14 protein-coding genes are annotated in these 15,684 nt (G+C 66.4%); 12 read left to right on the forward strand and 2 right to left on the reverse strand.

Translation table 11 applies throughout. The annotated features are described in order from the left end of the window. Positions 1–248: 248 nt before the first annotated feature. Positions 249–614, reverse strand: coding sequence for a response regulator transcription factor (locus tag HMPREF9710_RS16550; RefSeq protein WP_005668217.1), 366 nt, complete (start codon positions 612–614; stop codon positions 249–251). A gap of 116 nt (positions 615–730) precedes the next feature. Continuing rightward, entirely contained in the window at positions 731–1,357 is a 627-nt protein-coding gene (locus tag HMPREF9710_RS16555) for a response regulator (protein ID WP_005668219.1), read from the reverse strand. 631 nt (positions 1,358–1,988) lie between these two features. Between HMPREF9710_RS16555 and mraZ the strand changes: the two genes are divergently transcribed. From mraZ to HMPREF9710_RS16615, 12 genes are read left to right on the forward strand one after another with little or no spacing between them, the layout of a single operon-like run. Then, positions 1,989–2,417, forward strand: a complete 429-nt coding sequence (mraZ, locus tag HMPREF9710_RS16560; protein ID WP_040776953.1) for a division/cell wall cluster transcriptional repressor MraZ — start codon at positions 1,989–1,991, stop codon at positions 2,415–2,417. Further along, a complete protein-coding gene (rsmH, locus tag HMPREF9710_RS16565) occupies positions 2,404–3,384 on the forward strand; it encodes a 16S rRNA (cytosine(1402)-N(4))-methyltransferase RsmH (protein WP_169331337.1) in 981 nt (326 codons plus the stop codon). Before mraZ ends, rsmH begins: the two co-directional genes overlap by 14 nt. Next, positions 3,381–3,653, forward strand: coding sequence for a cell division protein FtsL (gene ftsL, locus HMPREF9710_RS16570; RefSeq protein WP_005668224.1), 273 nt, complete (start codon positions 3,381–3,383; stop codon positions 3,651–3,653). The genes rsmH and ftsL overlap by 4 nt, the downstream gene beginning before the upstream one ends. Then, complete coding sequence (locus tag HMPREF9710_RS16575; RefSeq protein ID WP_005668227.1) at positions 3,650–5,428, forward strand: peptidoglycan D,D-transpeptidase FtsI family protein; 1,779 nt, start codon at positions 3,650–3,652, stop codon at positions 5,426–5,428. The genes ftsL and HMPREF9710_RS16575 overlap by 4 nt, the downstream gene beginning before the upstream one ends. After that, positions 5,428–6,957, forward strand: a complete 1,530-nt coding sequence (locus HMPREF9710_RS16580) for a UDP-N-acetylmuramoyl-L-alanyl-D-glutamate--2,6-diaminopimelate ligase (protein ID WP_005668229.1) — start codon at positions 5,428–5,430, stop codon at positions 6,955–6,957. Before HMPREF9710_RS16575 ends, HMPREF9710_RS16580 begins: the two co-directional genes overlap by 1 nt. Further along, entirely contained in the window at positions 6,957–8,327 is a 1,371-nt protein-coding gene (locus HMPREF9710_RS16585; RefSeq protein WP_005668230.1) for a UDP-N-acetylmuramoyl-tripeptide--D-alanyl-D-alanine ligase, read from the forward strand. The genes HMPREF9710_RS16580 and HMPREF9710_RS16585 overlap by 1 nt, the downstream gene beginning before the upstream one ends. A gap of 1 nt (position 8,328) precedes the next feature. Next, entirely contained in the window at positions 8,329–9,498 is a 1,170-nt protein-coding gene (mraY, locus tag HMPREF9710_RS16590) for a phospho-N-acetylmuramoyl-pentapeptide-transferase (protein WP_005668232.1), read from the forward strand. 1 nt (position 9,499) lies between these two features. Then, positions 9,500–10,996, forward strand: a complete 1,497-nt coding sequence (gene murD, locus HMPREF9710_RS16595; RefSeq protein WP_005668234.1) for a UDP-N-acetylmuramoyl-L-alanine--D-glutamate ligase — start codon at positions 9,500–9,502, stop codon at positions 10,994–10,996. Then, entirely contained in the window at positions 10,996–12,213 is a 1,218-nt protein-coding gene (ftsW, locus tag HMPREF9710_RS16600) for a putative lipid II flippase FtsW (RefSeq protein WP_005668236.1), read from the forward strand. The genes murD and ftsW overlap by 1 nt, the downstream gene beginning before the upstream one ends. After that, positions 12,210–13,301 carry an undecaprenyldiphospho-muramoylpentapeptide beta-N-acetylglucosaminyltransferase gene (murG, locus tag HMPREF9710_RS16605; RefSeq protein WP_005668238.1) on the forward strand — a complete coding sequence of 364 codons (1,092 nt, stop codon included), beginning with the start codon at positions 12,210–12,212 and terminating at the stop codon, positions 13,299–13,301. Before ftsW ends, murG begins: the two co-directional genes overlap by 4 nt. After that, a complete protein-coding gene (gene murC, locus HMPREF9710_RS16610) occupies positions 13,301–14,710 on the forward strand; it encodes a UDP-N-acetylmuramate--L-alanine ligase (protein WP_005668240.1) in 1,410 nt (469 codons plus the stop codon). The genes murG and murC overlap by 1 nt, the downstream gene beginning before the upstream one ends. Then, positions 14,707–15,678, forward strand: a complete 972-nt coding sequence (locus HMPREF9710_RS16615; protein WP_005668241.1) for a D-alanine--D-alanine ligase — start codon at positions 14,707–14,709, stop codon at positions 15,676–15,678. Before murC ends, HMPREF9710_RS16615 begins: the two co-directional genes overlap by 4 nt. Positions 15,679–15,684 lie beyond the last annotated feature (6 nt).

The raw sequence follows: 15,684 nt of genomic DNA on the forward strand, positions 1-15,684 counted from the left end.
GAATTCATCATAGCGGCTTTACTGGCGGCTTGCGCGCGGTGCTGTCGGAATCGGTCAGCTCGTCGCCGCAGGCGGTTTTTTGGTTTTGCGGGATTGCCGGGGCGCCCGACCGTGATGGGCAGACCCAGGGGTGTCCCTGAGTCTCATTGCGTTGTCAGAATTGTTCGGATTTGCAGAATCGACGGAAGAATTAGAGAGTTGTCTCTAAAAGAAACTTCTGTTTCTTTACGTCAACATCATGGCGCGATTCAGGCGAGCAGGCTGCGCACCGCGTCGAGCAATTCCAGCGGACTGAACGGCTTGACCACGTACAGGTCGGCCCCGGCCGCCATGCCGGCCGCGATATCGCTTTGCTGGCCGCAGGCCGACAACAGGATGACCTTGGTTGCCGCATGGCGCGGATCGCGCCGCAGCTCGGCGCACACGTCGAGGCCGCTGGCGCCGGGGCCGAGCCAGATGTCGAGCACGACCAGGTCGGGACCTTCGTCGGCGAGCCGGGCCAGGGCCTGCTCGGCATTGGCCGCTTCGACGATGCGTCCGAGGGATTGCAGGGTGAGCGAGATCAGCAGGCGCAGCTCGTCCTGGTCGTCGACGACGAGAATCGTCCTGCTCATGGTCTTGTTCGCGCCGCGAAGGGCGGCGGGGTGGTTGCTTGCAGCGACGGGAATGCGGACATGACAGCTCCCTGACAGGCCGGACGCGCGCCGCGCCGGTGGGTCAGCATAGCAGCTTACGCGCGCACCAGGCCGTTCTCGACGGCGCCGCGCAGTTCGCCGAACGGCACCGGCTTGGGAAACACCGGGATGTCGGCGGGCAGGCCCATGGCCTTGATCGTCGCACGGTCCAGGCCGCTGACGACGATCATGTTCATGCCGGCCGTGCCGCTGTCTTCGCGCAGGGTGCGGATCATGCGGAAGCCGTCCATGCCCGGCATGTTCAGGTCGCTCACCAGGAGGTCGGGGCGCTGCTCGCCGATGCGGATCAGGGCTTCGAAGCCGTTGTTCGCCTTGACCACTTCGAGGTCCAGGCCCCAGCCCGCCATCTCGAGTTCGTACAGGCGCAGCATCAGGGGATCGTCGTCGACCACCAGCACGCGCGGCTTGCCCGGCGCCGGCGCGCTGGCCGGCGCCGGCGGGGCGCCGATGGCGATGCGGCGGCCGTCGACCAGGCGGTTCACCGATTCCACCGTGATGCGGCGATGGCCGCCGGCAGTGCGCCAGGCCTGCAGCGTGCCGTTTTCCACCCACAGCTGCACCGTGCGGTGCGAGACGCCCAGGGTGGCCGCGGCCTCCTTGGTCGAGCAATAGTCCGCGGCATTGTAGGTCGCTGCCGGCTGCAGGTCGGTTGGGGTGTTCATATTTTCCGATATTACGTTTTTAGTTTCCCAAAGTCAAAATAGTTAACTGTGGATAGTGCGTAGTGCGCAACATTTGTAAGCATCTGCATGCCGGGCGCGCGCAGGCGTGGGTCATCCGCGCGGCGCTTCTGCTAAGGTGGCAAGTCGCTGCTGGTCAGCGTCGGCGACGGCGCAGCGCTGTTGCAGGCCCTGTACCGGACCGCGCCGGCCGGGGCCGCGCGTGGGAATGCACTGAAAAGCGCGATCCTCGCCAATGACTGGATGCCCATACAGCAGTCGGTCGACCTCAACAGTTGTTTCTTTACGTCAATATTTTTCTTCTATTTGACGTTGCTCAAACGTAAACATCGTCTTTACAACTCAGGCCTTTCCTTCACTCCTACGGCTAAGTCCCTAATTTTACGGGACATTTTGTTGCGTTGTGTGCGCTGCACCTGCGCCTAAGTCCTTGGTTTCATTGGAAAAAGTCGATTTCGTCAATCGTGAATTCGCTTGACCGTCAACATTGCTTCCACTAAAGTGGGAAACGGTGTGAAAAAGTGTCGATTTGTGGGAGGGTTGTGGGGTAATTCCTTCGGCTCCCGGCGCCCGACAAACATCGGCAAATAACTCTCCAAAGCTAGGTAAATACGTGTTCCAGGGCGCGTCCGCGATCAATCTCGATGCAAAAGGCCGAATGTCGATTCCGGCCAAGCACCGTGACGCCCTTACGCTTCAGTGCGAGGGCCGCATGACCTTGACCAAACACCCCCATGGTTGCCTCCTCTTTTTCCCGCGCCCGGTATGGGAAGAGCACCGCAAACAGATCGCTGCCTGGCCCATGTCGGCCCGCGCGTGGCAGCGCATTTTCCTCGGCAACGCCGTCGATGTCGAGCTCGACAGCGCCGGCCGCGTGCTGATCTCGCCCGAACTGCGTGCCGCGGTCGGGCTCGAGAAGGAAGTGATGATGCTCGGCATGGGCACCCACTTCGAAATCTGGAATGCCGCCAAGCTGGCCGAGGACGAGGCCGAGGCCGTCGCCGGTGGCATGCCCGATGTTCTTTCCAATTTCTCTTTCTGAGGCGCCGATGACGGATTCCTTGACGGTGCCTATGTACCAGCATCGAACGGTGCTGCTTGACGAAGCGGTCGATGCGCTCAACCTCGCGGGCGCACGCGCTGACGGCATCTATATAGATGGCACTTTCGGACGGGGCGGTCACAGCCGCCTGTTGTTGTCGCGCCTGGGCCCGCAAGGGCGCCTGATCGCGTTCGACAAGGATCCGCAAGCGATTGCCACAGCATCACACATCGACGATCCGCGCTTCGCGATCGTCCACGACAGCTTTGCAACGATGCACGACGCGCTGGCCGCGCGCGGCATCCCCCGGGTCGACGGCATCCTGCTCGACCTGGGCATCTCGTCGCCCCAGGTGGACGACGCCAGCCGCGGCTTCAGCTTCCGCAACGATGGCCCGCTCGACATGCGCATGGACACCACGCGCGGCATGTCGGCGGCCGAGTGGATAGCGAGCGCGGAGCAACTTCAATTGGAAAAGGTGATACGCGATTATGGAGAAGAGCGGTATGCTTTTCAGATTGCAAAGGCGATTGTTGCTCGCCGCGCAGTCGAACCGATTTCAGGCACACGACAGCTTGCCGCAATCGTGGCAAGCGCGGTCAAGGGCCGCGAAAAAGGCAAGGACCCGGCAACCAGGACCTTTCAGGCTATCCGGATTTTCATCAATAAGGAGCTTGAGGACCTCGAGGCAGGACTGACGGCCGCCTACGGCATGCTGGCGCCGGGCGCGCGCATGTCCGTGATTTCCTTCCACTCGCTGGAAGACCGCATGGTCAAGCAGTTCCTCGCCTCCAAGGCCAAGGTCGAACAACCCGACCGCCGCCTGCCGATCCGCGCCGTCGACCTGCCGCAGCCCGAGATGCGGCTGATCGACAAGATCAAGCCGAGCGACACCGAGGTGCAGGAGAACCCGCGCGCCCGCTCGGCGGTGCTGCGCGTGGCCGAACGCCTGGGGACGGCTGCATGAGCGTCAAGCTGAACGTCTTGCTCACCGCCTTGCTGGTGGGCTGCGCGCTATCGGTCGTCAACGCCCGCTACCAGGCGCGCCACCTGCTCATCGAGCTCGAGCGCCTGCAGCAGCACGCGCGCCAGCTCGACATCGACTGGGACCAGCTCCAGCTCGACCAGTCGCGCCTGGCCAAGAACGAGCGCATCGAGCAGATCGCCCGTTCGCAGCTCGAGATGGCGCCATTGAGCCCGGCCCGGACCCAGTACCTGACCGAGGGCGCCCCATGATGCGTGGCGCCGCGAAGAACAGCAATGCGCGGGTGGCCGCATCGAAGGGCGTGGCCTTTTCGAAGAGCCCGGTGCTGGCGGTGCGCCTGCCCGACTGGCGTTCGCGCCTGGTGCTGTTCGTCCTGTTCGCGGCCTTCGCCGCCTTGGCCGTGCGCGCGGTCTGGCTGCAGGGCGTGTCGAACCAGTTCCTGCAAAAGCAGGGCAAGAGCCGCTACGAGCGCACGCTCGAGCTGCCGGCCACGCGCGGCCGCATCCTCGACCGCAACGGCGCGGTGCTGGCCACCTCGCTGCCGGTGCGCGCGATCTGGGGCATTCCCGAAGACGTGCTGCAGGCGCCGCCGGAAAAGCTGCGCGCCCTGGCGAACCTGCTCGAGATGCCGGAATCCGAGCTGCGCAAGAAGCTCGACTCCGACCGCAGCTTCGTCTATCTGAAGCGCCAGGTCGAGATGCCGATCGTCGACCAGATCCTGGCGCTCAAGATCGACGGCATCGACACGCGCAAGGAATACAAGCGCTTCTATCCGCAGGGCGAAGTGATGACCCACCTGGTGGGCTTCACCAACGTCGAGGACAAGGGCCAGGAAGGGATGGAGCTGCAGCACCAGAAGACCCTGATGGGCGTGCCGGGCAGCCGCCGCGTGATCAAGGACCGCCTCGGCCACATCGCCGAAGACCTGGGCATGTTCCGCGAGCCGCACCAGGGCCGCGACCTGACCCTGTCGGTCGACAGCAAGCTGCAGTACATCGCCTTCACCAGCATCAAGAACGCGGTCGAGAAGTTCCAGGCCAAGGCCGGCGCCGCCGTGGTGCTCGACGTGCAAACGGGCGAAGTGCTGGCCCTGGCCAACTACCCGACCTATAACCCGAACGACCGCTCCAAGCTGACCGGCGAGCAGCTGCGCAACCGCGTCATCACCGACACCTTCGAGCCGGGTTCGACGATCAAGCCGCTCACCGTGGCGCTCGGCCTGGAAACCGGCCGTATCACGCCCGACACCGTGTTCGACAACAATCCGGGCTATATGATGGTGACCGGTCGCCGCATCCGCGACTTCCACAACTATGGCGTGCAGACCGTCAGCGGCATCATCCAGAAATCGTCGAACCTCGGCGTGGTCAAGATCGCCCAGATGATCCCGCAGCAGGAGATGTGGGAGCTGTACACCAAGGTCGGCTACGGCCAGGCGCCGCGCTTCGGCTTCCCTGGCGCCGCCGCCGGCCGCGTGCGGCCCTACAAGACCTGGAAGCCGGTGGAGTACGCCAACATGGCCTTCGGCCACGGCCTGTCGGTGTCGCTGCTGCAGATGGCGCGCTCCTACATGATCTTCGCCCGCAACGGCGACATCATCCCGCTGTCGTTCGTGAAGGTGGACGAGCAGCCGGTGGGCCAGCAGGTGATCTCGGCCAAGACCGCGGCCCAGGTGCGCACCATGCTCGAATCGGTGGTCGGCCCGGGCGGCACCGCCTCGCGCGCCCAGGTCGCCGGCTACCGCATCGGCGGCAAGACCGGCACCGCCGAGAAGATCGTCAACGGCCGCTACTCGCGCACCAACAATATCGGCTACTTCGCCGGCATCGGGCCGATGTCGAAGCCGCGCTTCATCATCGCGGTGATGGTCGACGATCCGAGCGGTCCATTCCGCACCGGCGGCTTCGTCGCCGCGCCGACCGCCGCGGACCTGTTTTCCAATGCGCTGCGGGCCGCCAACGTGCCGCCCGATTCATCGATCACGGACATCATCATTCCGGAAGTTCCTCTAGAGGAGAGCATGTGATGGCCCCGAGCCTGCACGACACCATCGAATGGATTCGCGCCGCCGCCCAAGGCGGCCGTCTCGTTTCCGACTCGCGCCGCGTCAAGCCCGGCGACGTGTTCTTCGCCTATCCGGGCGAAGCCGCCGACGGTCGTCGCTACATCGAAGCCGCCATCGAAGCCGGCGCCGCCGCCGTGGTCTTCGAGGCCGCCGGTTTCGCCTGGAATTTCGATACTGCATTGCCCCATCTTGCCGTGAACGACCTGAAAAAGAACGCCGGCCCGATCGCGCACGCGGTGCTGGACTATCCGGACCGCGCCATGTTCACCGTGGCCGTCACCGGCACCAACGGCAAGACCTCGTGCGCGCTGTGGACCGCGCAAACCCTGGCGCGCCTGGGCGAAGCCGCCGCCGTGATCGGCACGCTGGGCGTGGGCCTGATCAAGGGCAAGGCCGCGACTGAACCGCAGTTCGACGTCACCGGCTACACCACGCCGGACGCGGTGCTGCTGGCCTCGACGCTGGCCGACCTGAAACAAGCGGGCGCCAGCGCGCTGGCCATCGAAGCCTCGTCGATCGGCCTGGTGCAGGAGCGCACCGCCGGCATGCACGTCGACGTCGCGATCTTCACCAACCTGACGCGCGACCATCTCGACTTCCACGGCGACATGGAAAGCTACGAGGCGGCCAAGGTCAGGCTGTTCGAATGGGATGGCCTGAAACACGCGGTGGTCAACCTCGACGACCAGGCCGGGCAGCGCCTGGTGGCGCACCTGCGCGCGAAGTTCCCTGCGCTGGCCGTCACCGGCTACACGCTCGCCGCCGCGCAAGCTCCCGAAGGCGTGGCCGTGCTGCGCGCCGGCGGCATGCGCAGCAAGAACGCCGGCACCGAGTTCCAGGTGGAGACCGCGCAAGGCAATGCGACCGTGCGCACCCAGTTGGTGGGCAACTACAACGTCAGCAATACGCTGGCGGTGCTGGGCGCGCTGCTGGCGAAAGGCGTGGCGCTCAAGTCCGCGGTCGATGCGATCGAGACCCTGGTCCCGGCGCCGGGCCGCATGCAGCAGATGGGCGGGTCGGACGCGCCGATGGTCGTGATCGACTACGCGCACACGCCGGACGCGCTGGAAAAAACCCTCGACGCGCTGCGCCAGGTGGCGCTCGATCGCGGCGGCCAGCTGTGGTGCGTGTTCGGCTGCGGCGGCGACCGCGATCCGGGCAAGCGCCCGCAGATGGGCCGCATCGCGCAGGGCGCCGACCAGGTGCTGGTCACCAGCGATAATCCGCGCAGCGAAGAGCCGGCGAGCATCATCGCCCAGATCGTGGCCGGCATGGACACCTCGCAGGCCGCGCGCGTGCAGACGGTCGAAGACCGCGCGGCCGCCATCCTGCTGGCGGTAAAGCAGGCCGCCAAGCAGGACGTGATCCTGCTGGCAGGGAAGGGCCATGAGCCCTATCAGGAAATCAAGGGTCGCAAGATGCCGTTCTCGGATGCGGACCACGCTTCGCTGGCATTGACGGCGCGGCTAACCATGTTGAGGACGCATTGATGCGCGGATCGTTGCAACAGCTGGCCGACGCCATCCCGGGCGCGCGCCTGGTCGGGCCGGATGCGTCCTTCGAGGGCGTATCGACCGACAGCCGCAAGGTGGGAGCGGGCGCGCTGTTCGTCGCGCTGGTCGGCGAGACCTTCGATGCCCATGACTTCCTGGACCAGGTCGCGGGGCAGGGCGTGGCGGCGGTCGTCGTGTCGCGCCTGCCGCAAGGCTGGACCCTGCCCGCGATCGTGGTGCCGGACACGCTGGTGGCGCTGGGGCGCATCGCCCACGCCTGGCGCGCGCAGTTCGACATCCCGGTCATCGGCGTCACCGGCAGCAACGGCAAGACGACGGTCAAGGAAATGATCGCCTCCATCCTGGCGGCGGCCGTCGGCGAGGACGCGCGCCTGGCGACCCAGGGCAACCTGAACAACGAGATCGGCGTGCCGCTGACCCTGTTCCGTCTCGACGCTTCGCACCGCGCCGCGGTGGTGGAGCTGGGCATGAACCATCCGGGCGAGATCGGCCGCCTGAGCGCGATCGCGACGCCGACCGTGGGCCTGGTGAACAACGCCCAGCGCGAGCACCAGGAATTCATGCACACCGTGGAAGCGGTGGCGCGCGAGAACGGTTCGGTGCTGCAGGCGTTGGCAGCGGACGGCGTGGCCGTGTTCCCGGGCGACGATACCTACACCGACCTGTGGCGCGGCCTGGCTGGCTGCAAGGCGCTGACCTTCGGCCTGTCGGAGGCCTGCGACGTGCGCGCGACCCATGCCGCCGGCGATTTCGGCAGCGAGCTGCACGTCCTGGCGCCCGGTGCGCAGTTCGGCATCAAGCTGGCCGCGGCCGGCGAACACAATGTGCGCAATGCGCTGGCCGCAGTCGCCTGCGCGCTCGGCGCCGGCGTCGACCAGGCGGCCATCGTGCGCGGCCTGGAGGCATTCGCCCCGGTCGGCGGCCGCCTGCAGCGCAAGCAGGCCGGCAACGGCGCGACCGTCATCGACGACACCTATAACGCGAACCCCGATTCGATGCGGGCCGCGATCGACGTGCTGGCCGCCTGTCCGGCGCCGCGCATCCTGGTCGTGGGCGACATGGGCGAAGTCGGCGCGCAAGGAAAAGAGTTTCACGAAGAAATCGGCGCCTACGCAGCTTCGCGTGGCATCGAGACCGTGCTCGCGACAGGCGAGCTGGCGCGCCACCTGGTCGCGTCGGGAGCACGACATTACGAGCAGTTCGACGAATTATTGGCAGCACTGGATGAAAAACTGGGCGGCAATACCAAAGCGACTGTGCTGGTGAAGGGCTCGCGCTTCATGAAGATGGAGCGCGTGGTCCAGCACCTGACCGGATCAACCACCATTGGCAAGGGCGCCCACTAATATGCTTCTCTGGCTCGCACAATACTTCCAGGACTATATCGGTCCGCTGCGCGTGTTCAACTACATCACCTTCCGCGCGGTGTTCGCCACCATCACCGCCATCACGATCGGCCTGGTCGCAGGCCCGATCGTCATCCGCAAGCTGACCGAACTGAAGGTCGGCCAGGCGGTGCGCACCTATGGCCCGCAAAGCCACCTGACCAAGCACGGCACCCCGACCATGGGCGGCGTGCTGGTGCTGATCGCGATCGGCGTCTCGACCCTGCTGTGGTGCGACCTGTCGAACCGCCTGATCTGGCCGGTGCTGGTGGTGACCTTCGGCTTCGGCGCCGTCGGCTGGGTCGACGACTACCGCAAGGTCGTCTACAAGGACCCGGAAGGCATGCGCTCGGGCGAAAAATACTTCTGGATGTCGCTGATCGGCATCGCCTCGGCCCTGTACCTCGCGTTCTCGGTCTCGGCCGCCAATCCGTGGGAAGTGGCGCAGCTGTTCTACGCCTGGGTGCAGTCCGGCTTCTCGATGGACCTGCCGCCGAAGGCCGACCTGATCGTCCCCTTCTTCAAGACCATCAGCTATCCGCTGGGCGTGTGGGGCTTCATCGCGCTGACCTATTGCGTGATCGTGGGCGCCTCGAACGCGGTGAACTTCACCGACGGCCTCGATGGCCTGGCCATCATGCCGACCGTGATGGTGGGCGGCGCGCTGGGCCTGTTCGCCTACCTCACCGGCAGCGTGACCTATTCGAAATACCTTCTGATCCCGTACATCCCGGGCGCGGGCGAGCTCCTGATCTTCTGCGGCGCGATGGCCGGCGCGGGCCTGGCCTTCCTGTGGTTTAACGCGCACCCGGCCCAGATGTTCATGGGCGACGTCGGCGCGCTGGCGCTGGGCGGCGCGCTGGGCACCATCGCCGTCATCGTGCGCCAGGAAATCGTGCTGTTCATCATGGGCGGCATCTTCGTGGCCGAGACCCTGTCGGTGATCATCCAGGTCAGCTGGTTCAAATATACGAAGAAGCGCTACGGCACCGGACGCCGCGTGTTCCTGATGGCGCCGCTGCACCACCATTTCGAACAAAAGGGCTGGAAGGAGACCAAGGTCGTGGTCCGCTTCTGGATCGTGACCATGGTGCTGATCCTGGTCGGCCTGTCGACGTTGAAACTGCGCTGAAATGAACTACGACGGCAAACACGCATTGGTGCTGGGCCTGGGCGAATCCGGGCTGGCGATGGCGCTCTGGCTGGCGCGGGCCGGCGCACGCGTGCGCGCGGCCGATACGCGCGATGCACCCCAGCGCCTGGAAGCGCTGCGCGCCGCGGCGCCTGACGCCGAATTCATCGCGGGCGATTTCAATGTCGCGCTGCTCGACGGCGTCGACTTCGTCGCCGTCAGCCCGGGCCTGGCGCCGCATCGCGAACTGGCCGAGATCGTGCCCGCCGCCGCCGAGCGCCGCATTCCGGTGTGGGGCGAGATCGAGCTGTTCGCGCAGGCGCTGGCGCACCTGCGCGAGACGAGCGGCTACACGCCAAAGGTCATCGCCATTACCGGCACCAACGGCAAGACCACGGTGACCAGCCTGACCGGCCTGCTGTGCCGCCGCGCGGGCCTCAGCACGCGCGTGGCCGGCAACATCAGCCCGGCCGCGCTGGACGTGCTGCGCGAAACGATCGATGCGAATGACCTGCCGCAGGCCTGGGTGCTGGAACTGTCCAGCTTCCAGCTGCACACCACCTTCAGCCTGCAGGCCGACGCCGCGACGGTGCTGAACCTGAGCCAGGACCACCTGGACTGGCACGGCAGCATGGACGCCTATGCGGCCGACAAGGCGCGCATCTTCGGCGCGGCTACCATCCGCGTGCTCAATCGCGACGATGCGCGCGTGATGCGCATGGCGGCGGTCGACACCCCGGCTTATACCTTCGGCACCGATGAGCCGGTCGAGGCCGACAGCTTCGGCCTGCTCGAAGAGCGCGGCGTGCTGTGGCTGGCCAATGCGGTCGCGGGCGAGGAAGTCGAAAAGAAGCGCAAGAAAAACGAGGCGCCGGAGCCGGTCGAGGCCATCGTCAACCGCCTGATGCCGGCCGATGCCTTGAAAATCCGCGGCCTGCACAATGCCTCGAACGCGCTGGCCGCGCTGGCCCTGTGCCGCGCCTGCGGCCTGCCGCTGGCGCCGCTGCTGCATGGCTTGCGCGAATACGCGGGCGAGCCGCATCGCGTGGAACTGGTCGCCACCATCGACGGCGTCGATTACTACGACGACAGCAAGGGCACCAATGTCGGCGCCACCGTGGCTGCCCTGACCGGCCTGGGCAAGGCCTTCACCGGCGCCGACCAGCAGATCCTCCTGATCGCCGGCGGCGACGGCAAGGGCCAGGACTTCGCGCCGCTGGCGCAACCGGTCGCCGATCACGTGCGCGCCGTGCTGCTGATCGGCCGCGATGCGCCCGCGGTACGCGCCGCGGTCGAGCCGACCGGCGTGCCGGCCTTCGACCTGGATGACCTGCCGCAGGCGGTGCGCCGCGCCGCGGGCCTGGCGCGTCCCGGTGACGCCGTGCTGCTGTCGCCGGCCTGCGCCAGCCTCGACATGTTCACCAATTACGCGCACCGCGCCCAGGTGTTCGTCGACACGGTGCGCGAGATCGCGCTGGACAAGGGACAGGAGATCTGATGGCCTTCCAGATTCCGTTCAAGTTCTCCGGAACCGCCTCCGACGCCACGGTCGACGGCCGCAGCAAGCCGTCGAAGATGATGGACTACGACCAGCCGCTGGTCTGGGTCACGCTGCTGCTGATGCTGCTCGGGATGGTGATGGTGTACTCGGCCTCGATCGCCTTGCCCGATTCGCCCAAGTTCCGCTACCTGGAAGACCGCAACGAATACTTCCTGTACCGCCAGGCGATCTACATCATCGTCTCGATGGTTGCGGCCGCGGTGGTGTTCCGGGTGCCGATCGCGGTATGGCAAAAATACGCGCCGATGATGTTCATCGGCACCCTGGTGTTGCTGGTGCTGGTGCTGATCCCGGGCCTGGGCGTGTCGGTCAACGGCGCGCGGCGCTGGCTGTCGCTGAAGGTCTTCAACCTGCAGCCATCCGAGATCATGAAGATCGCGGTGGTGCTGTACGCGGCCGACTTCACGGTGCGCAAGCAGGAGTACATGCACAAGCTCACCAAGGGCTTCCTGCCGATGATGGTCGCGATCGGCCTGGTCGGCGCCTTGCTGCTGCTCGAGCCCGACCTCGGCGCCTTCGGCGTGATCGTCTGCATCGCCATGGGCATCCTGTTCCTGGGCGGGATCAATATCGTCTGGTTCGGCGGCATCGGCGCGCTGCTGGTGGTGATCTTCAGCGCGATCATCGCGCTGTCGCCGTTCCGGCGCGCGCGCATGTTCGCCTACCTCGATCCATGGGAAGAGGGCAATGCGCTGGACAAGGCTTATCAATTGACGCACTCGCTGATCGCCTTCGGGCGCGGCGAATTCTTCGGCGTGGGCCTGGGCGCCTCGGTCGAGAAGCTGCACTACCTGCCGGAAGCGCACACCGACTTCATCATGGCCGTGATCGGCGAAGAGCTGGGCCTGGTCGGCGTGCTGGTGGTGGTGGCGATGTTCTACTGGCTGGTCAAGCGCGCCTTCGACATCGGCCGCCAGGCGATCGCCCTCGACCAGACCTTCGCCGGCCTGGCCGCGAAGGGCATCGGCATCTGGATCGGCGTGCAGACCTTCATCAATATGGGCGTGAACCTGGGCCTGTTGCCGACCAAGGGCCTGACCCTGCCCCTGATGAGCTTTGGTGGTTCGGGCGTCATGTTCAACTGCATTGGCCTCGCGATCCTGCTGCGGATCGATTACGAGAACCGGGTGCGGATGCGCGGAGGCCGCACATGAAGGTCAGAAACACTAAGCGTTTGATGATCATGGCTGCAGGAACGGGCGGCCATATCTTCCCCGGCATCGCGATCGCGCAGACCATGCGCGCGCGCGGCTGGGAAGTGAGCTGGCTCGGCACCGCCCACGGCATGGAAACCGACCTGGTGCCCAAGGCCGGCATCCCGATGGACACCATCGACTTCGCCGGCCTGCGCGGCAAGGGCCTGGGCCACACCGTCAAGGGCGCCTTCAAGATGGCGGCGAGCTTCCTCACCTGCCGCCGCTATCTCGGCAGCCGTCGTCCCGACGTGGTGCTGGGCATGGGCGGCTACGTCACGGTTCCGGGCGGATTGACCGCGCGTTCGCGCGGCATTCCGCTGGCGCTGGTGAACGCCGACGCCGCGCTGCTGTTGTCGAACAAGACGCTGGCGCCGGTGGCGCAGCGTGTGCTGTTCGGCTTCCCGGCGGACTTCGGCAAGGCGGCCGACAAGGCGGTGGTCACCGGGAACCCGGTGCGCCAGCAGATCCTCGACCTGCCTCTGCCTTCCGCGCGCTTCGCCGGCCGCAGCGGTCCGCTGCGCGTGCTGGTGGTGGGCGGCAGCCTGGGGGCGAAAGTCCTGAACGACAGCGTGCCGGCGGCCCTGGCCCTGATCGACCCGGCCCTGCGCCCGATCGTGACCCACCAGTCGGGCAAGAAGAATATCGATGCGCTGCGCGCGTCTTATTTGCAGGCCGGTGTCAACGCAAACGTGGTCGACTTCATTGATGACATGGCCGCTGCCTACGCGAACGCCGACCTGGTGATCTGCCGCGCCGGCGCGATCACGGTGTCCGAGCTGACGGCGGCCGGCGTGGCCAGCGTGCTGGTGCCGTTCGTCGCCAGCACCACCAGCCACCAGCGCGACAACGCGGTGTGGATGGACAAGCAAGGCGCGGCGGTGCATCTGGCGCAGGGCGAACTCAATCCGCAGCGGCTGGCGAGCCTGCTGCAAGACACGACGCGCGAGCGTTGCCTGGCGATGGCGCAGGCGGCGCATGGCGTGGGCAAGCGCGACGCCAATGAGGCGATCGCGCGCGAACTCGAACAATTGGCAGGGCAGCTTTAATGAAACACAAGATCAAGAACATCCACTTCGTGGGCATCGGCGGCAGCGGCATGAGCGGCATCGCCGAGGTGCTGCACAATCTCGGCTATCAGGTGTCGGGCTCGGACCTGGGCAGCAATGCCGCTACCCAGCGCCTGGCCGGCCTGGGCGTGACCGTCCACCTCGGCCACCAGGCCGAGAACGTGAGCGGCGCCGACGTCGTCGTGACCTCGACCGCCGTCAACGAGGCGAATCCCGAAGTGGTCGCCGCGCGCGCCAACAAGACGCCCATCGTGCCGCGCGCGATCATGCTGGGCGAACTGATGCGCCTGAAGCGCGGCATCGCGATCGCCGGCACCCACGGCAAGACCACCACCACCAGCCTGGTGGCGTCGGTGCTGGCCGCCGGCGGACTCGATCCGACCTTCGTCATCGGCGGACGCCTGACGGCGGCCGGCGCCAACGCGGCCCTGGGCAGCGGCGAATACATCGTGGCCGAGGCCGACGAGTCGGATGCCTCGTTCCTGAACCTGTCGCCGATGATCGAAGTGATCACGAACATCGACGCCGACCACATGGACACCTACGAGCACGACTTCGAGAAGCTGAAGGCCGCGTTCGTGAACTTTACGCACCGCATGCCGTTCTACGGCCGCGTGATGCTGTGCATCGACGACCCGCACGTGCGCTCGATCCTGCCGCAGGTGACCAAGCCGGTCACCACCTATGGCTTCTGCGAGGAAGCCGAGGTGCGTGCGCTGGACGCCTATGCCGAAGGCACGCAGATGCATTTCACGGTGCGCCAGGAAGGCTATCCGGACACCAAGTTCGTGCTGAACCAGCCCGGCATGCACAATGTGCTCAATGCCTGCTCGGCGATCGCGATCGCGCGCGAGATCGGCATCGAGGACGCCGCCACCGCCCAGGGCCTGCTGGAATTCCGTGGCGTCGGCCGCCGCTTCACGCGCTATGGCGAAGTGGCGCTGCCCGCCGGCGGCAGCTTTACCCTGGTCGACGACTTCGGCCACCACCCGGTCGAGACCGAGGTGACGCTGGCCGCGGCGCGCGCCGCCTATCCGGGCCGGCGCCTGGTGCTGGCCTTCCAGCCGCACCGTTACAGCCGCACGCGCGACCTGTTCGAGGATTTCGTCAAGGTGCTGGCCACGCCCGATGTTCTGCTGCTGGCCGAGGTCTACCCGGCCGGCGAAGCGCCGATCGTGGCCGCCGACGGCCGCGCGCTGGCGCGCGCGCTGCGCACCTCGGGCAAGCTTGAGCCGATCTTCGTGGAGACGATCGCCGACATGCCGGCCGCCATCCTGAATGTGGCGCGCGACGGCGACGTCGTGCTGACCATGGGCGCCGGCTCGATCAGCGGCGTGCCGAACCAACTCACTAACGAATCTATCATCAATGCGAGGCCTGAACCGTGACCACCACCCCAACTCTTGACGCAGCGGCTTTCGGCAAGGTCGGCGTGCTGTTCGGCGGACGCTCCGCCGAACGCGAGATCTCGCTCATTTCCGGCGCCGGCGTCCTGGCGGCGCTGCAGGGCCGCGGCATCGACGCCCATGCCTTCGACCCCGGCACGCAAAGCCTGGCCGAGCTGGCCGCGCAACGATTCGATCGCGTGTTCATCGCGCTGCACGGCCGCTACGGCGAAGACGGCAGCCTGCAGGGCGCCCTCGAACTGCTGGGTATCCCTTACACCGGCAGCGGCGTGATGGCGTCCAGCGTTGGCATGGACAAGATCACCACCAAGAAGATCTGGCTGCAGGAGAGCGTGCCGACCCCGCGCTACGTGAGGATCGATGCGGATACCGACCTGGATGCGGTGGTGGCCGACCTGGGCCTGCCGCTGATCGTCAAGCCGCCGCTCGAAGGCTCGAGCATCGGCATCACCAAGGTCACGCAAGCCGACCAGCTGAAGGAGGCGGTGGCGCTGGTGACCAGCATGGACGAGTCGGTGCTGGCCGAGGAGTTCGTCACCGGCCGCGAGTTCACCGTGGCCGTGCTGGGCCATGGCGCCTCGGCGCGCGCGCTGCCGATCGTCGAGATCGTGGCGCCGGAAGGCAAGTACGACTACCAGAACAAGTACTTCACCGACGACACGCAATATCACTGCCCGGCGCCGCTCCCGGAGGAGCTGACCCACGAGATCCAGCGCCACGCGGTGAACGCCTACCGCGCCCTGGGCTGCGAGGGCTGGGGCCGGGTCGACGTGCTGGTGCGCGAAAGCGATATGCGTCCCTTCCTGCTGGAGGTGAACACCTCGCCCGGCATGACGACCCACTCGCTGGTGCCGATGGCGGCGCGCGCGGTCGGCATCGGCTACGAAGACCTGTGCGTCGAGATCCTGCGTTCGGCGCGGCTCAAGATGGGCCAGAAGGCAAAAGGATAAAAGCAG

It is taken from the genome of Massilia timonae CCUG 45783 (genome assembly GCF_000315425.1).
In the GTDB taxonomy this organism is placed as follows: domain Bacteria; phylum Pseudomonadota; class Gammaproteobacteria; order Burkholderiales; family Burkholderiaceae_D; genus Telluria; species Telluria timonae.